Raw genomic sequence first — 15,135 nt, forward strand, 5'->3', positions numbered from 1 at the left:
TCTTAGCCCTCCTTACGGAACATGTTGAGCATGCGACGCGTTACTGCGAAGCCGCCGCCAATATTAATACTTGCCACCAGAATACCGATGGCTGCCAATGCTGTAACCAACGCTGAGCCGCTACCGGAAACCTGAAGCAGCGAGCCAATAATCACAATACCGGAAATCGCATTGGTAACCGCCATTAACGGCGTATGCAGCGAGTGACTGACGTTCCAGATAACCTGCCAGCCAATAAAGATAGAAAGTACAAATACGGTGAAGTGACCCACAAAGTCTGCCGGTGCAACTTTACCCAAGCCTAAAAGCAGAGCACCGGCGATCAGCCAGTACAGAGCAATCGGCTGTGCCTTAGCCTTTTTCGGTTCTGCTTCAACAACCGGCTCCGGTTGCTTCTTCGGCTGTTGCGGTGCTGCAGAAAGCTTCGGTGGCGGTGGTGGCCAAAGAATTTCTTTTTCGTGAACCACTGTGCAACCACGGGTAATTTCATCTTCAAGGTTGAAGTTCAGCTTGCCGTCTTTTGCTTCGCACAGGTGCTCAAACAAACGCAAAATGTTGTTTGAAAGCAGGGTAGATGCCTGGTTTGCAGCGCGTGCAGCCAGGTTGGTGTAGCCCACAACTTTAACATCGTGCGCGGTAACCACTTCATCTTTAACGGTGCAGTCACAGTTACCGCCGTTTGGTGAGGCAAGGTCCACAATCACAGACCCCGGCTTCATGGCTTTAACCATGTCTTCGGTAATCAGCTTAGGTGCTGGCTTACCCGGAATTAGAGCGGTGGTGATGATGATGTCTACTTCTTTAGCCTGTTCCATGAACAGGGCCATTTCCGCTTCAATAAACTCTTTCGACATCTCTTTGGCGTAGCCGCCAGCGCCAGCACCGTCTTCTTCAAGCTCAACGGTCAGGAATTCGCCACCCATGGATTGAACCTGCTCTTTCACTTCCATACGGGTATCGAATGCGCGAACAATAGCACCCAGGCTTTTTGCAGCACCAATGGCAGCCAACCCGGCTACACCGGCGCCGATCACCAATACCTTGGCTGGCGGAATCTTACCGGCCGCAGTCACCTGGCCGGTAAAGAAACGGCCAAAGTTATGAGCCGCTTCAACAACCGCACGGTAACCGGCGATGTTGGCCATAGAACTGAGGATATCCATCTTTTGCGCACGGGAAATACGTGGAATGGATTCCAGTGAAATAGCGCTCATGCCTTTCGCTTGCAGCGCATCCAGCAGGTCAGCGTTTTGCGCCGGTGCCAGGAACGAAATCCAGGTTTTGCCTTCGCCCAGCATTTCCAGTTCGCCCTTGCCTGTTGCAGGGTGAGTTTCTTCCGGGCGATTGATTTTTAACAGTACGTCAGCAGAGGCATATAGCTTGGCAACGTCGGCTTCAATAGTCGCGCCAGCGTCGATGTAATCTTGATCAGAAAATTGGGACTGAGCACCAGCTCCCTTCTCAACGGTAATATTGAAGCCCAGACCTACGAGCTTCTTCGTGGTATCGGGACTCACGGGAACCCGCGTTTCCCCGGCAGTGGTGTCAATTGGCACTGCAATATTCAGTGTCATACTGATCTAAACCTCTCTTGTGTTGAATTTAGTGCGATAAAAGTCAGTCGCGTAGTAAACCTGCGGAGTTTGAACTCCTCGTTGCTATAGATCAATAATATTGTGACCAACTTAAGTCATTTTTTGCAACGTAGCGGTTTAGCCCAGTAAACATAGGGGGCTTGTTGTTTTAGAGGATAGAAAATCAGTTGTTCCAAAGATTCAAGAAGAGACGAAAAGCCAGTATTTATGTTCCAGTGTTTGAAAATGAATAGCTGCATTAATTAACCCCACAAATTACAATGTATTTCTGAACAGTTGTATATAAATGTGGAGTATCAGTTGTCTGTATCAACGCAAATCCCAGCCGGCTGGGAGCCCTTTGGCAATCGTTTTAGCCGGTGGTTTGGCCGTACGGCGCTTAAGCTTACGGGCTGGAAGATAGAAGGGCAGCTGCCTAATGAAAGCAAGCTGATGTTTGCTGTAGCACCTCATACCAGCAATCTCGATTTCTTTATTGGTTTGATGGTGATGTTTCAAATTGGCTTTAAGGTCAATTGGATAGCCAAGCACTCTCTGTTTAAGTGGCCTATTAAGGGGCTGCTTGAACACTGGGGCGGTATTCCGGTGTATCGGCATGCCCCAAAAGGCTTTGTCGATCAAGTGGTCGATCAGTTTAATTCACACGAAAAGCTTCACATTGCTGTGGCACCGGAAGGTACCCGTTCGAAAGTGGGCAAATTCAAAACCGGGTTCCTGCGCATTGCTCAGGGTGCCGCGATTCCGGTTTTGCGGGTCGGGTTTGATTACAAGCGCAAAACGGTAGTATTCGGCGATCTGTTTTACCCGACGGGCGATATGGAAGCCGACGAACGCGCCTGCTACCAGTATCATCAGCGGTTCACCGCCAAAGCTCCCGACTTATATTAGCTTTTTCTTTGTTGCATAGCTGACAACAAACCCGGCAAGCCGATGTACGGCTGTTGGGTTTGTTTCTGCTTTATGTTTCTGAAAGCCTATGTTCACTGGGCTACGCTCAATTCACATAAGATTGATTCGCTGGCTTAATGCTTGCAATTGCTGCTTACGAGATACTAAAAGTGAGGAGTGATAGTGCATGGCTAAGATAGGCGTTTTTGTTGGAACCGCAGGTGGAACATCGATGAAGGTTGTCGATGCTCTGGTTAACGAGTTCGAAATTGATGAGTCTGACATCATTAATATGGAAGATGATTTCGGTGAACTCGATGACCTGCTCGAATACGATGTTCTGTTTCTGGGGAGTTCTACCTGGGGGCAGGGAGACCCTCACTTTTCCTGGGTAGATGCCTTACTCGATATGGAAACCGGTGAGTTTGATTTCAGCGGTAAAAAGGTCGCCTTTTTCGGTGCCGGTGATTGCAAAAAGCACGCAGAAAACTTTTGCAGTGCGTTAGGTAAGCTGTATAAATCCTTCACTGGAGCCGGTGCCAGCGCTGTAGGTTTTGTTCCTAAAAGCCTGTACAACTACGAGTTTTCTTTGGCTGAGGTGGGTGAGCAGTGGTGTGGCTGCGGTATTGATGAAATTAATGAAGCCGATAAAACCGAGCAGCGAATCAATGAGTGGATTGGAGCGGTGAAAGGTTCATTAACTGCCTGATGATCCCCGGGGCAAGCTTATAGCTTGCCCGCTACGTTTTTCATGTAGAAATCCAGAATTTTAAGCTCCGGTGTCGCTTTGAGCAGGTATTTTTGGGCCAGCAAGACGGCTTTTGTTGCCGGGAACTTCTGAGCCAGAAAGTAATAGTAGTAGGGGTTTTCATCCAGCGTCTTGTTTTGAATGACTTCCTGAGTGAAGGCATCCAGCAACTTCAGCGGCGGTAATTCGGCTTCTAAGCCGTGCTCAGCAATAAACTTATTGGCCTTGCTGCGGGTTTTATCGATAGCCCGGTCTATGGCTCTTGCCAGTTCTCCATAAGCGTACTTTTTAATTCGTTCTACCCGCAGCATTCGGCCACACACCTCCAGTGTTTTGAGCAGATGCCGTTGGTCGTGCCTCATCGCATCGGGAAACAGCGTCAGCAGTGGAGTCATTTGCGCCCGCAGCTCTTGCCTGCCTGCAAACTCTTTCTCCAGTGCATCGTTTTTGGTCAGGAAATATTCGTAGCCGATGAGTTCGTCAAATACCCGCATGGCGTCCAGGTAGCCTAATTGCCAGAACAGGTGGATGAAATCCGGCGTGAAATCGAAGGCATTGCCCATGTCGATCGAGTTTTTTATATAAACGGTTTGCGAGCCTTCTGTCCTGGGGCGGCGGCTAAAGCCAATGCCGGAAATATCCACCAGAATGATTCTCCGGTAGCCTCGTCTGCGGGCCATTCGATAGGGTACGTTATCGTAAAGGCCGCCATCCACATACTGTTTGCCCTGAATTTTAGGCCGCTCAAAGCCGGGAAAGGCCGCACTGGCCATGACATAATTAACTAGCTGACCTTGCTCCATATCTTCAATAAAGACTTCCCGCGGTTTAAAGTCGCTAACGTTTACCGTGGTGATGCCGAAATCGAATCCTGAGTTGCGGATTTGCTCCTCATTGAGTGCACCTTCCAGAAGCTCTCGCATTGGACTGGTATCCAGCCCTTTGCGCTCAACAAAATTGTTGTATGCCGCCTGCCAGTATTTTAACGGATGTCGATTCATCGATTCTTCATCCGTCAGGGCTTCTTCTTTCGAAAGTCTGATCAGCGATTTAATATTGATTGAGCGGGCGATGTGCAGAAGTTCTTCTTCTGCACCCTGAGATAAAAACGCAGAAATGATGGCGCCAATGGAGTTACCAATAAAGGCGTTCACCGGAATTTGCAGTTCCTGTAGCGCCTGCCAAACACCAATATGGTAAACGCCTTTCGCGCCACCACCACCTAAAACAAGGCAATAGGGTTTGTCTGCATTCATTGGTTTTTTCCCGAGCGACTAGTGTAATAACAGAAGATATTACACTAATTTTCGTTGCCGGAAATGGCATACGTACCCGGCACAGCCGGAGCCAAAACCACCTCTTTTTCGTTCGGGTCTTTAACATTGAGTTGATAGGCGTGAATCACTCTCAGGCATTCTGCAACCGACCAGGCCTGATTAAAGCAGCCCCGGGCAGTATGAGGGGCGTCGCCATCAAAAATTTCTGAGATACCCTGAATACCGGCCTCGGTATAAAAGTGCTGTTTCAACCCTTCAAGTAAGCTGGCGGCGTATTCCGGATCTTTCTTTAATTTCATGGTGGCATCAATAAAAGGCCCCATTAACCATGCCCAGACCGTTCCCTGATGGTACGCCTGGTCGCGCCGTTCCAGAGTTCCGTAGTATTCGCCTTTGTACTGGGTGTGTTCTTTGGCCAGGGTACGCAGGCCTTTGGGCGTATAGAGTTTTTCATGAACGGTATTGTAGATTTTCGTCATGCGATCTTCATCGAAAGCGCTGTAAGGAAGGCTTATGGCAATAATCTGGTTGCAGCGGATAAGGTCTGAACGCCCCTGTTCATTAATGACATCAAAACAGGCGTTTTGGGTTTCATTCCAGAATTGCAGGTTGATCTGCTCTTTAACCTTAGGGATCAGATAGGAAAAAGACTGGCATTCTTTTTTGAGTCGCTGGCAGCATTCATCGGCAAAGCAAAGCGCGTTGTACCAAAGGGCGTTAATTTCTATGGCCTTACCATGGCGGGAGGTTATGGCTTTGCCGTTATAGCAGGCATCCATCCAGGTTAGCTTGGTTTCCGGGCTTCCACCTTTGATCAGGCCATCGTTATCTATGCCGATGCCATAGCGGGTACCGCGGATATGATGCCGGATGATGTCGCACAAATCCTGGCCGATTTCATTGTCTAGGAATGCCCAGTCTTGAGTGTGTTCAATATACTTTTGAACGGCCCAGAAGAACCACAGGCTGGCATCAATGGTGTCGTAATCAATTGATTCACCGGCTCGGGTAGGGAAGCGGTTGGGCAATAAGCCGGCATTAAGAAAGTGCGCATAAGATTTGAGTATCGATTTGGCAAGGTCGAAGTTGCCGGTCGTTAAGGCAATTCCGGGCAGAGAGATCATTGTGTCTCTGCCCCAATCGCCAAACCAGGGGTAGCCGGCAACGATGGCGTTTTCCGGGTGGCGCTGACGCCTGGTCATAAACTGCATGGCGCAATGGCTCAGGTCGTTGGCAAAGCGGTTGTCGCTGTAAACGCAGGAGGTAAGCTGCGTTTTTTTCTGAAATGCCTGAGTGCTGAACGGCCACGATTCTTCCAGTGTGCCCACCATATAACAACACTCACCCACATGCAGTTCGATGGTGCTCTGCTGCACTTTCAAAGAAGCATCGCTCACGGCATAGCCCTGATCTTCAACTTCCAACGCGTAATAGAGGTTGCTGATCTGGTTGCCTAGCGAAGGCTCAAACCATTCGGTTTTTTGTTTGGAGTTAGCGTCTGGTGTTTGTGCTGAAAGTCGCAGTACCTGATCATCGAAATGAATCGCCTGATGGGAAGGTTGCACCCGCCAGTTAAATATGTCCTGCTCAGAAAGAGAGCTTCTGCATGAGGTAATCTCTCTGAAGTGCACGTAGTTTTCCAGCTTCAGTTTAATGGACGGTGCAGAATTACTGGTTGAGATAAGGGTGTATTTCAGAATGGTGGTATTACTGCCTTGTTCCATCAGCAGTTCTTTCTTGATTTGATTGCCGTCTACGTTGTAGTGCCAGGTGGGTATTTCTCCCCCGTCGAAAGCCGTGATAAAGCGATGCCCGTTGTGACACTTGCGCTGATTGTTTTCGATCCACTGGCGCGCATCCAGACTGGTGCCATTCACAGTCTCAATGCAGCTGTGCCAACACAACCGGCGACCCATTGGTGGTGATGTCGCCTGAATTAACAGCCCATGATAGCTTCGGCTCAAACCACCGGTAACCGATAGGTTGGCATAACTGCCAGCACCATTGGTTATCAGGCATTCGTTGCGATGCTCGATGGGTACCTGATAATTGTTGTGAGGGGGGAGTGCGCTCATCGAACTTCAACTCTTCGTTGTCAAAATGATAAGCATGAGTTTAGTCGAGAATTTAATAAGGCGATTGAGTAAATGGTAATTTTTAAGCTGAAGAATAGGTTTTATTGCGAAGTGAAGGTAAGCGCCTTGCTCGGCGAGCAAGGCGCCCGATTAAAGGTTACAGAAGGTGGGGGTTGGCTCTTTTATAATCACGCAGAGCTTTGCGGGCAGTCTCAACCTGATTATACAGCCTGATTCGCTCTGCTTTATCACCGGTTCCATTTGGGTTTTCTTTAACAAAAGCGCGCTTGTCCGCTTCTGCGGCTTCAATTGCCTGCTCAAGCGCTTCCAGTTGTGAGTCCATGCTTTCTCTCTACTTCTTCGTTAATAATTGTATTTAGTTACTCAACTTAAAAGAGTCATTTCCATATTCAGTGTAGACCAAGAACGTCAATAAACTGTTTATTTGATCCGTAGTCGCAATAATGCAATTGTGGCAAAGAAAGTGTAGATCTTCTAGTTTTTGTGACAGCTTTCAATAAATTGGACGAAATTTTTTGTTCATGAAAGTCATTTTGAAGAGGGTCTGGCTGTCTTTTCAGACAGCTTTTTTGTGAGCCTGCTTAAGCCGAGCCTCCAGGCCTGACATCACCGGCCAGCGGTCTTCTGTCCAGAGTGGCCCGAGCAGTAATTCTTTGCGGGCAACGGTCGACATGACACGGTGCACGATCACCTCTTTAGGGGTTTGTACCAGTGCGTCGCCGACAATATCTATGTAGGTGTCGCGGTCGATGGTTTGGTATTCACCGCGGCTGTACTGTTTGGCCAGCTCGGTGCCTTTAACGACATGAAGCGGGTGCCATTTAACGCCCTGTACGCCTTCGTTCATCACCCGCTGCCAGGATTGCAGAACCATCTGTTTGTTCTCACCGGGCAGGCCGGCAATCAGATGGGTGCAGACATTGATGCCGTAGAGCTGAATGCGGCGCACGGCATCCTGATAGTCTGCAAAGCTGTGGCCTCGGTTGATGGCATCGAGTGTTTTATCGTGTGCGCTTTGCAAGCCCAGTTCGATCCACACTTCATAGCCCAGGTCTTTAATGCGGTTAAGCAGGGCCAGTACTTCATCTGACACACAATCTGGCCGGGTGCCAATGCAGATGCCGATAACGCAATCAGGCTTCAGCGATTCAGCGTAAAGCTCCTGAAGGTACTTCAGTTCACCGTAGGTGTTGGAATAAGCCTGAAAGTAAGCGAGGAATTTTCTGGCCTTGGTTTTTACATGCAGCCGCTCAACATTCGATTCAATCTGCTCGGTAATGCCGGTATTCGGGTCCATGTCGTTCGGGAAAAAGCTTTTGTTGTTACAAAAGGTGCAACCGCCGATGCCTTTGGTGCCGTCACGGTTTGGGCAGGTTACATCTGCGTGCAGTGACAGTTTGTAGATCTTCTCTCCGTGCTTGGCTTTCAGGTATTGTCCAAAGGTGGTCAGGTAGTCGCTCAGGGCCATGATTTCTTTATCATCGATTTGCAGTATGGGTAGGCCGTCATGTTAATGAAAAAGGTTCTCAAAATGTTGAGGTTTGTCATCTTTTCGGGATAACAGCGTTTCAAAGCCAGGCGAATGGAGAATGAGAGTAAGATAAAAAGAGAGAAAAGCGAAGGGGCCTGCACCAACCCGGCGGGTCAGTGCAGGTTAAGCGGGCTTAGCCCTGATACTTCTTGAAAACCAGTGTTGCGTTGGTGCCGCCAAAGCCGAAGCTGTTCGACATGACGTAATTCAGGCTAACGTCGTCCTGGCGCTCGGTTACGATGTTGACATCATCACCAGCCTCCGGATCGATGTTATCAACGTTCTTGCTCGCGGCTATGAAGTTTTCATTCATCATCACCAGCGAGTAGATCGCTTCCTGAACGCCGGTAGCGCCCAGGCTGTGGCCGGTCAGGGATTTAGTGGATGCGATAGGCGGCATCTTTTCACCGAATACTTCACGTACTGCCTTCAGCTCAGTGATGTCTCCGGCCGGTGTACTGGTGCCGTGAGCGTTAATGTAGCCGATTTCACCTTCAACATTCTGCATTGCCATTTGCATGCAGCGTACGGCGCCTTCACCGCTTGGTGCCACCATGTTGTAACCGTCGCTTGTCGCGCCGTAGCCAACCAGCTCACCGTAGATCTTCGCTCCACGGGCTTTGGCGTGTTCCAGCTCTTCAAGAACCAGCATGCCACCACCGCCGGCAATGACGAAGCCATCGCGGTCAGCATCGTAAGCACGGCTTGCCGCTTCAGGGTTATCGTTGAATTTAGTCGAGGTCGCACCCATGGCGTCAAACAGGCAGCTCATGGTCCAGTGCAGAGCTTCACCGCCGCCGGCGAATACAACATCCTGTTTACCCAGCTGAATCAGCTCCATAGCGTTGCCAATACAGTGGGCACTGGTCGCACAGGCCGAACTGATTGAGTAGTTCACACCCTTAATTTTAAACGGGGTTGCCAGGCAGGCAGAAACCGTAGAGCCCATGGTTTGGGTGACGCGGTACGGGCCAACTCGTTTTAAGCCCTTTTCGCGCATGATGTCTGCTGCTTCCGTTTGACTGCCGGAATCTGCACCACCGGAACCGGCAACCAGGCCAGTGCGTGGGTTTGAAACCTGATCTTCCGTTAAGCCGGCATCTTCAATTGCCTGGTTCATCGAAACGTATGCAAAACCGGCTGCATCGCCCATGAAACGGATGACTTTACGGTCGATATGGTCGGCCAGGTTAATATCAGGCTTACCGCATACCTGGCTGCGCATGCCAAGATCAGCATATTCCTGATTAAAAGTGATGCCGGAGCGACCCTGTTTCAGGGCGTCAGTGACTGCATTTACATCGTTCCCGATACTGGAAACAATGCCCATTCCTGTAACTACAACGCGTTTCATCAGAACCCCCTTATTTGACTTCTTCAGGCTTGAAAAGGCCGACTTTCAGGTCTTTGGCAAAGTAGATTTCTTTACCGTCGCATTCCACAATGCCATCCGCAATGCCCATCACCAGCTTGCTTTCGATAACACGCTTGATCTCTAGTTTATAGATGACCTTTTTGGCATCCGGCATAATTTGACCCTTGAACTTTAGTTCGCCAACACCGAGTGCGCGACCTTTACCTGGGTTATTTCGCCAACCTAGGAAGAAGCCAACCAGCTGCCACATGGCATCCAGGCCTAAACAGCCGGGCATTACCGGGTCACCCGGGAAGTGGCACTGAAAGAACCATAGGTCAGGGTTGATATCCAACTCTGCGCGAATTACACCCTTGCCGAATTCACCGCCTTCAGACGAAATATGGGTAATGCGATCCATCATCAGCATATTGTCGACAGGGAGCTGAGCATTACCGGGGCCAAACATACGGCCGTAACCACATTCGATCAGGTCTTCTTTACTAAAAGAGTTCGGGCGTTCAGACATGTTCTATTTCCGTCACTAGTAAAATTTAACGGCACAATAGCAAAATTTTGGCGCTTTATTCGTGCGTGATAGGAAAAAGATCATTCAAATATACAGGTGTGCAGCTATTTCTTTCGCTCACCCGAATAGAAGTTACACTCATACAGTGGTTTTGAAACCGGTTAGAGTGAGATTACCTGTTGTTTACCGGCTTTAAGCAGCGGCATTTGCGGGTGTCGAAGGCGTTCCCTGAACGCTCCGATTGATTTTCGGCCACTGTAAGCGAAAAGTTAATTCTTGAACTAAATTAAAAGAAGTTTTGCCTGCAGTCATTGTTCAATTTTTTAAATTAAAAAGTCATCAATATGGAATTTAGTGAATCGCAAAACCTGAAAGCATTGGTTGTGGATGATTTTGCTACGGTGCGCAAGTCCATCAAGGCAATGTTGTTAGAGCTTGGCTTTCAGCGCGTGGTTGAGGCCTTTGATGCGGAGTCGGCAACCAAGGCTGTCAGCAATTCAGATTTTGATCTGATTTTATGTGATTACAACCTTGGTAAAGGGCGGAACGGCCTGCGCCTGCTCGAAGAATGGCGTCATGAAAAACTGGTCAAGCAGGGTGCCGTATTTGTGCTGATTACCGGCGATACCTCCAAGCAGGTGGTGGTGAGTGCACTGGAATATCAGCCGGATGATTACCTTGCCAAACCTTTTACCATGGATGTACTGAAGGTGCGCATTGAGCGCTGGTTTGAGCGTCGCAAAGTGATGCTGCCAATCCTTGTGCAGCGTGAAGCCAAAGACTGGGAAGCCGTAGCTCATTCGGCGATGTCGGTCATTAACAAGCACCCGCGTTACCGGACCTTTGCGCAGAAGCAGTATGTGGAATCCATGATGCAGCGAAAGCGCTACAGCGAGGCCGAAAACTTCCTGCACGGACTGCTGGAGAAACGGGTGCAGGGCTGGGCTCAGGTTGAATTGAACCGTATCGCCATTGAGCGAAACCAACTGACTCAGGCTGAATCTGCGCTGCGTAAAGTTATTTTGAGTGAACCAAACCTGACCGATGCCTACGATTGCCTTGCCGTTGCCCTGGATAAACTGGGTAAAAAGGAAGAGCAGCAGTTTGTTATTGATCAGGCTGTCTATCTGGCACCTCAGAACATTGGCCGACTGAACCGGTTAATTGAGGTGGCTATTGAGAATCATGATTTCGCCCGCGCCAGCCAGGCATTGAAAGAACTCATCGCGCTTTCAGCGGGAACCATGCATGAATCTATCGAGCTGTATCAGCGTTACATTCGCAGCTTAACGGAAGAGCAGGATCTGACCGAGTCGAAGGAGCGTAAGCGCGAAATCAATAAAGAAATTTCGACCACCAGTCAGAGAATGAAAAACCGCTTCGGCCGGGATATTAACGTGCGCCTGTTTAACGAGGCGATATCTGTGCGCTCTTCCGCAGAGCCGGATTCACTGAAGTTCACCCCGCGTCTGAACGACCTGTTTGCTGAAACACTGGAATGCCTGGAAGAGGTGAACGGCCTGACGGCTCTGATGGTTTCTTCAACCTACTATCGCGCCGACCGCTTTGCCGATGGCGATGACCTGGTGCGTCGTTTCAGTAAACAGTTTGAAGATGACAGTTCCATTCTCAATGAATTGACCGACCTTCAGGCCGAGCCTGTTTCACTGGCGCTGCGTCAGCAGGCTCACTCGCTGAACCTTAAGGGCATTGAATTGTACGAGACCGGTGAATTTGGCCAGGCCATTGAGTTCTTCCAGAAGGCTATGGGGCTGTCTCCTCGCCATGCCGGTATTATCCTTAACTTTGTCCAATCCTACATGAAGCTAATGCAGCAGAGCGGCACGAATCAGTTGATCGTGAGTAAATGCCGAGAGTTTCTCGACCGGCTTGAATATTTGCCAAAAGACCATGATCAGTACAGTCGCTACAAGAAGCTCGATAAACGCCTAATGAAATTGCAGGAGATTTAATAATGGATATTCAGACTCTTATGGCCTCCACTGTCCATGATGTTAAAAACTCTTTGGGTTTCATTGAAAGCCAGCTCACTACCGTCGTTAGGCGGATAGATGGTCAGGATCCGGCCAGTGCAGAAGAGCTTCGCCGAATTCAGCTGGAATGTGCCCGTATCAATAATGGCATGGTTCATATGCTGGGTCTGTACCGGATGCAGGCGGGGCAGTTTGTTCCGGATTTTGACGAGGTGTTGGTTACCGATGTGGTCGAGTACGCTCTGTCGCGGCATACCCCGGTGCTGAATGCGCTGGGCATTGAAGTTACGGTGACCGAAGAGGGTTTCGACGGCCTCTGGTATATGGATTCCAATCTGGTTGAAGGTATTTTATCGAATGTGGTGACCAACAGCATACGCTACACCCATTCAAAATTGCACTTTCTGGTGCGTGAAGTCGACGGTTGGTTGAACATCAGCATTCAGGATGACGGTGAAGGTTTTCCCGATAAAATGATTCACATGCTGGATCAGCCGGAAACACTTTGTTTCCATTCCGGAGCAACCGGTTTGGGGCTGTATTTTTGCCAGCAAATTGCGCAGATGCATACCAATGGCGAGCGCAAAGGCTATGTGCAGCTGAGTAACCGAGAAGACTCAAAAGGGGCGATTTTTGATTTGTGGCTGCCCTAAGGCTGTATGAATTCTGACCGGTCTGTCTGTATTCAAAGCAGATTTCTTTATGATACAGTAACTTACGAGTCTTATTGTCAGAGGGTAAACGCTTGGAAACTGCTCAGCAACGCTTAAATGAAGCTTTTAGAACCACCAAGAAAGCAGGGCGCATTCGTCAGAAAAACGAGTCAATCATTATTCAGGCTGCAGAAATAGAGTTCGCGCAAACAGGGTTTAAGGGAACTTCTCTTAATGCGGTTGCCGAACGTGCAGGCTTACCTAAATCCAATATTCTGTATTACTTTAAAAGCAAGCAGGGCCTGTATGGCGCGGTATTGGCTGACATTCTGCTGATGTGGAACCAGTCATTTAACGATATTACGGCCGAGTCTGACCCGGCGGAAGTGCTTTATAAGTATATCGAAGAGAAGGTGCAGTATTCTTCCACCCATCCACTGGCGTCTAAGATTTTTGCGACTGAAGTCATTCAGGGTGCGCCTCATTTAGAGGAATATCTGGCGTCCGACCTTAAGCTGTGGGTTGATGATCGGGCTTCGGTTATTCAGGCGTGGATCGATGCAGGCAAGATAAATCCGATAAAACCGGTGCATCTTATCTTCATGATCTGGAGCACCACTCAGCATTACGCTGATTTCGCGACTCAGATTCAATGGGCGCTGGGTAAAGAAGCCTATGAAGAACAGGACTTTAAAGACGCAACGGATACCATTGCCGCCATCATTTTGGGTGGCCTCGGTTTGGAAATTCCAGCGCTTTAAACTTCTTTGCCGGCGGAGAGATTCTCTTCCGGTTATTCAGTCAGTATGGCCGGCGTCGTGCTGACTGAGCAGTTCATCCAGTGTCAGCTGGTATGAATCGACAAAGTTACTCATGAAGTAATCCACCTCTTTTAAATCCAGCTGGCGAATAGACGATTCAATTTCGATGCAGGCATCTTTGAATTCCTGGTTTCCCGCTTTCAATTCACTCTGACACTTTAAATAGGCGCTGATTAAATCTGCGGCTTTCACCAGTCTGGCGACTTGCGGATGGATTTTTTTATGCAGCAAAAAACGGTTGTAGTGCGGTTGCATACTTTTGGGCAGCAGTGAAAGAATTTCCAGCTCGGCTTCATCTTCGATGCGTTTATAGGCGTTGGTAATGGTGCTGGAGTGATACTTGATGGGTGATGGCAGGTCGCCGGTAATTATTTCGCTGCAGTCATGATAAAGCGCTGTTGTCGCAACCTCTTCCGGGCTATAGCCATCCAGTTCTTCCTTTAATACTTCTTTGCGCACAATGGCCAGAGTGTGAGCGATGGTGGCCACTTGCCAGCTGTGTTCCATAACATTTTCGGTGGTGACGTTGCGCATTAAACTCCAGCGTTTAATCCAGCGCAGACGATCCAGGTATGCAAAAAATTTATGAGCCATAAAAGTTGATCCAGTGCAGTTTGGGCGGATCACTAATCATAGAGGGCTTCCGGCGTTCAGAGAAGCGCAGATGAGGTTGCAGGCACTGAAGAAGGAGGTAGGTAAATAAAAAAACGCGGCAAAAGGACCGCTCCCTCAACGGTCCTTGCAGCTGTTAAACCCGGCAGGTGTCATCGGCCTTTCAGTGACAGGCGATTTGATCCAGTTCTTCAATGACATAGCGAAGCGCAGGGCTGATTTCAGTCATATGAAGCTTACGGTGCGTGCCGCTATCAACAGTAACCAGTTTGTGCTGGCGGGGGTAAATGAAGCGTTGGGTATGTTTTAACACATGACCTCTTTCCGGACGAAAGATGATTTTCAGAACGTCACGGTCTTTTTCGGTGGTGAGTTTGTAACCACTGATTTTATCGAGTTGGTCAATGCCTAATGCTTGAAGGTTGTCATACATACTAAGTACTCCGGATCACTATGATTTTGTATTTGTTATTTGGCCTCAGAGTCGACGAAGGTATCCGGTACTCGAACAGTTGCTTGCTGCAAAGCCGGTACTGCATGCCTTTGTTTTCGCAGGGCTTTCACAGATAGTCTTCAATTGAGGCATTGCCCGGTGGATGATTATCTGTGAAAACCTGAAGCTACTTTCTTAGCCAAGTGATCTGTGTTTGATAAATAATATAGATGAAATCGGGTTTGATTACGCCTGTGAAACTTGAGCTGGCGCAATTAAAAAGCAGGAAAGAAAGAGCATTAATTAAAAATAAAGACGGGGCCTGATTTGATTCGCCATTTTCGCAAAAAACAGGTGGAGTTGTTCACTTGCGGGCTGACTCCAGCCCCCGTGTTATGGTCTTTGCAGGGCAGTTTCTTGACGCATTGTAAAGCTTTGTTGCATGCCCGTTAGAGTTATTTTAGCTAAAAAAACTGTCTGTTTTCTGAGCGTTTACCTGAACTAAATAAGGTTAGTTCTGACTAATGGTGTAGCCTATTTTGAATGGCTGTTCAGCTATACTCACTGTTCGTTCGGAATTAGATAGTTTGCTATGTTGTATCAG

At 48.7% G+C, this 15,135-nt stretch carries 14 protein-coding genes; 5 read left to right on the forward strand and 9 right to left on the reverse strand.

Features of this window, described 5'->3' with window-relative positions; all coding sequences use genetic code 11:
• Window positions 1–2 precede the first annotated feature (2 nt).
• The gene (locus tag BCF53_RS08425) at window positions 3–1,568 is read right to left on the reverse strand and encodes a Re/Si-specific NAD(P)(+) transhydrogenase subunit alpha (protein ID WP_424511403.1); all 1,566 of its coding nucleotides are present in this window, start codon (window positions 1,566–1,568) and stop codon (window positions 3–5) included.
• A gap of 327 nt (window positions 1,569–1,895) precedes the next feature.
• Between BCF53_RS08425 and BCF53_RS08430 the strand changes: the two genes are divergently transcribed.
• On the forward strand, window positions 1,896–2,483 hold the full coding sequence (locus BCF53_RS08430; protein WP_132701286.1) for a lysophospholipid acyltransferase family protein: 588 nt from the start codon (window positions 1,896–1,898) through the stop codon (window positions 2,481–2,483).
• A gap of 187 nt (window positions 2,484–2,670) precedes the next feature.
• Complete coding sequence (locus BCF53_RS08435; protein ID WP_132701287.1) at window positions 2,671–3,192, forward strand: flavodoxin domain-containing protein; 522 nt, start codon at window positions 2,671–2,673, stop codon at window positions 3,190–3,192.
• A 17-nt stretch (window positions 3,193–3,209) separates the two neighbouring features.
• Here the strand turns inward: BCF53_RS08435 and BCF53_RS08440 are convergent, their stop codons facing one another.
• From BCF53_RS08440 to fabA, 6 genes are all read right to left on the reverse strand, one after another.
• Window positions 3,210–4,487, reverse strand: a complete 1,278-nt coding sequence (locus tag BCF53_RS08440; RefSeq protein ID WP_132701288.1) for a patatin-like phospholipase family protein — start codon at window positions 4,485–4,487, stop codon at window positions 3,210–3,212.
• A 44-nt stretch (window positions 4,488–4,531) separates the two neighbouring features.
• Entirely contained in the window at window positions 4,532–6,583 is a 2,052-nt protein-coding gene (locus BCF53_RS08445; protein ID WP_132701289.1) for an amylo-alpha-1,6-glucosidase, read from the reverse strand.
• A gap of 157 nt (window positions 6,584–6,740) precedes the next feature.
• Window positions 6,741–6,926 (reverse strand): hypothetical protein, encoded by a 186-nt coding sequence (locus BCF53_RS08450; protein ID WP_132701290.1) that lies wholly within the window; start codon window positions 6,924–6,926, stop codon window positions 6,741–6,743.
• Between the two features lie 234 nt (window positions 6,927–7,160).
• Window positions 7,161–8,072: a tRNA modification radical SAM protein MnmL/YtqA gene (mnmL, locus tag BCF53_RS08455; protein WP_132701291.1), complete on the reverse strand. Its 912-nt coding sequence runs from the start codon at window positions 8,070–8,072 to the stop codon at window positions 7,161–7,163.
• 196 nt (window positions 8,073–8,268) lie between these two features.
• Window positions 8,269–9,489 (reverse strand): beta-ketoacyl-ACP synthase I, encoded by a 1,221-nt coding sequence (gene fabB, locus BCF53_RS08460; RefSeq protein ID WP_132701292.1) that lies wholly within the window; start codon window positions 9,487–9,489, stop codon window positions 8,269–8,271.
• A 10-nt stretch (window positions 9,490–9,499) separates the two neighbouring features.
• Complete coding sequence (fabA, locus tag BCF53_RS08465; RefSeq protein WP_132701293.1) at window positions 9,500–10,018, reverse strand: bifunctional 3-hydroxydecanoyl-ACP dehydratase/trans-2-decenoyl-ACP isomerase; 519 nt, start codon at window positions 10,016–10,018, stop codon at window positions 9,500–9,502.
• Window positions 10,019–10,362: 344 nt separating this feature from the next.
• On the opposite strand from fabA, the gene BCF53_RS08470 reads away from it, so the two are divergent.
• The 3 genes from BCF53_RS08470 (at window position 10,363) to BCF53_RS08480 (ending at window position 13,426) form a co-directional block, all read left to right on the forward strand.
• Complete coding sequence (locus tag BCF53_RS08470) at window positions 10,363–11,991, forward strand: response regulator (protein ID WP_132701294.1); 1,629 nt, start codon at window positions 10,363–10,365, stop codon at window positions 11,989–11,991.
• Between the two features lie 2 nt (window positions 11,992–11,993).
• Window positions 11,994–12,665: a sensor histidine kinase gene (locus tag BCF53_RS08475; protein WP_132701295.1), complete on the forward strand. Its 672-nt coding sequence runs from the start codon at window positions 11,994–11,996 to the stop codon at window positions 12,663–12,665.
• Between the two features lie 92 nt (window positions 12,666–12,757).
• Window positions 12,758–13,426: a TetR/AcrR family transcriptional regulator gene (locus BCF53_RS08480; protein WP_132701296.1), complete on the forward strand. Its 669-nt coding sequence runs from the start codon at window positions 12,758–12,760 to the stop codon at window positions 13,424–13,426.
• 36 nt (window positions 13,427–13,462) lie between these two features.
• Here the strand turns inward: BCF53_RS08480 and yfbR are convergent, their stop codons facing one another.
• Together yfbR and BCF53_RS08490 are read right to left on the reverse strand one after the other, a co-directional pair.
• Window positions 13,463–14,080: a 5'-deoxynucleotidase gene (yfbR, locus tag BCF53_RS08485; protein WP_132701297.1), complete on the reverse strand. Its 618-nt coding sequence runs from the start codon at window positions 14,078–14,080 to the stop codon at window positions 13,463–13,465.
• A 181-nt stretch (window positions 14,081–14,261) separates the two neighbouring features.
• Window positions 14,262–14,531 carry a DUF3461 family protein gene (locus tag BCF53_RS08490; RefSeq protein WP_132701298.1) on the reverse strand — a complete coding sequence of 90 codons (270 nt, stop codon included), beginning with the start codon at window positions 14,529–14,531 and terminating at the stop codon, window positions 14,262–14,264.
• Between the last annotated feature and the right edge of the window lie 604 nt (window positions 14,532–15,135).

The organism is Reinekea marinisedimentorum (assembly GCF_004341165.1).
In the GTDB taxonomy this organism is placed as follows: Bacteria; Pseudomonadota; Gammaproteobacteria; order Pseudomonadales; family Natronospirillaceae; genus Reinekea; species Reinekea marinisedimentorum.

Excerpts from the sequence above, each read along its gene's own strand:
- BCF53_RS08440 (WP_132701288.1), bottom strand. The coding sequence starts at position 4,487 with ATGAATGCAGACAAACCCTATTGCCTTGTTTTAGGTGGTGGTGGCGCG.
- mnmL (WP_132701291.1), bottom strand. The coding sequence starts at position 8,072 with ATGGCCCTGAGCGACTACCTGACCACCTTTGGACAATACCTGAAAGCC.
- fabA (WP_132701293.1), bottom strand. The coding sequence starts at position 10,018 with ATGTCTGAACGCCCGAACTCTTTTAGTAAAGAAGACCTGATCGAATGT.
- BCF53_RS08435 (WP_132701287.1), top strand. The coding sequence starts at position 2,671 with ATGGCTAAGATAGGCGTTTTTGTTGGAACCGCAGGTGGAACATCGATG.
- BCF53_RS08490 (WP_132701298.1), bottom strand. The coding sequence starts at position 14,531 with ATGTATGACAACCTTCAAGCATTAGGCATTGACCAACTCGATAAAATC.
- fabB (WP_132701292.1), bottom strand. The coding sequence starts at position 9,489 with ATGAAACGCGTTGTAGTTACAGGAATGGGCATTGTTTCCAGTATCGGG.
- BCF53_RS08445 (WP_132701289.1), bottom strand. The coding sequence starts at position 6,583 with ATGAGCGCACTCCCCCCTCACAACAATTATCAGGTACCCATCGAGCAT.
- BCF53_RS08475 (WP_132701295.1), top strand. The coding sequence starts at position 11,994 with ATGGATATTCAGACTCTTATGGCCTCCACTGTCCATGATGTTAAAAAC.
- BCF53_RS08450 (WP_132701290.1), bottom strand. The coding sequence starts at position 6,926 with ATGGACTCACAACTGGAAGCGCTTGAGCAGGCAATTGAAGCCGCAGAA.
- BCF53_RS08470 (WP_132701294.1), top strand. The coding sequence starts at position 10,363 with ATGGAATTTAGTGAATCGCAAAACCTGAAAGCATTGGTTGTGGATGAT.
- yfbR (WP_132701297.1), bottom strand. The coding sequence starts at position 14,080 with ATGGCTCATAAATTTTTTGCATACCTGGATCGTCTGCGCTGGATTAAA.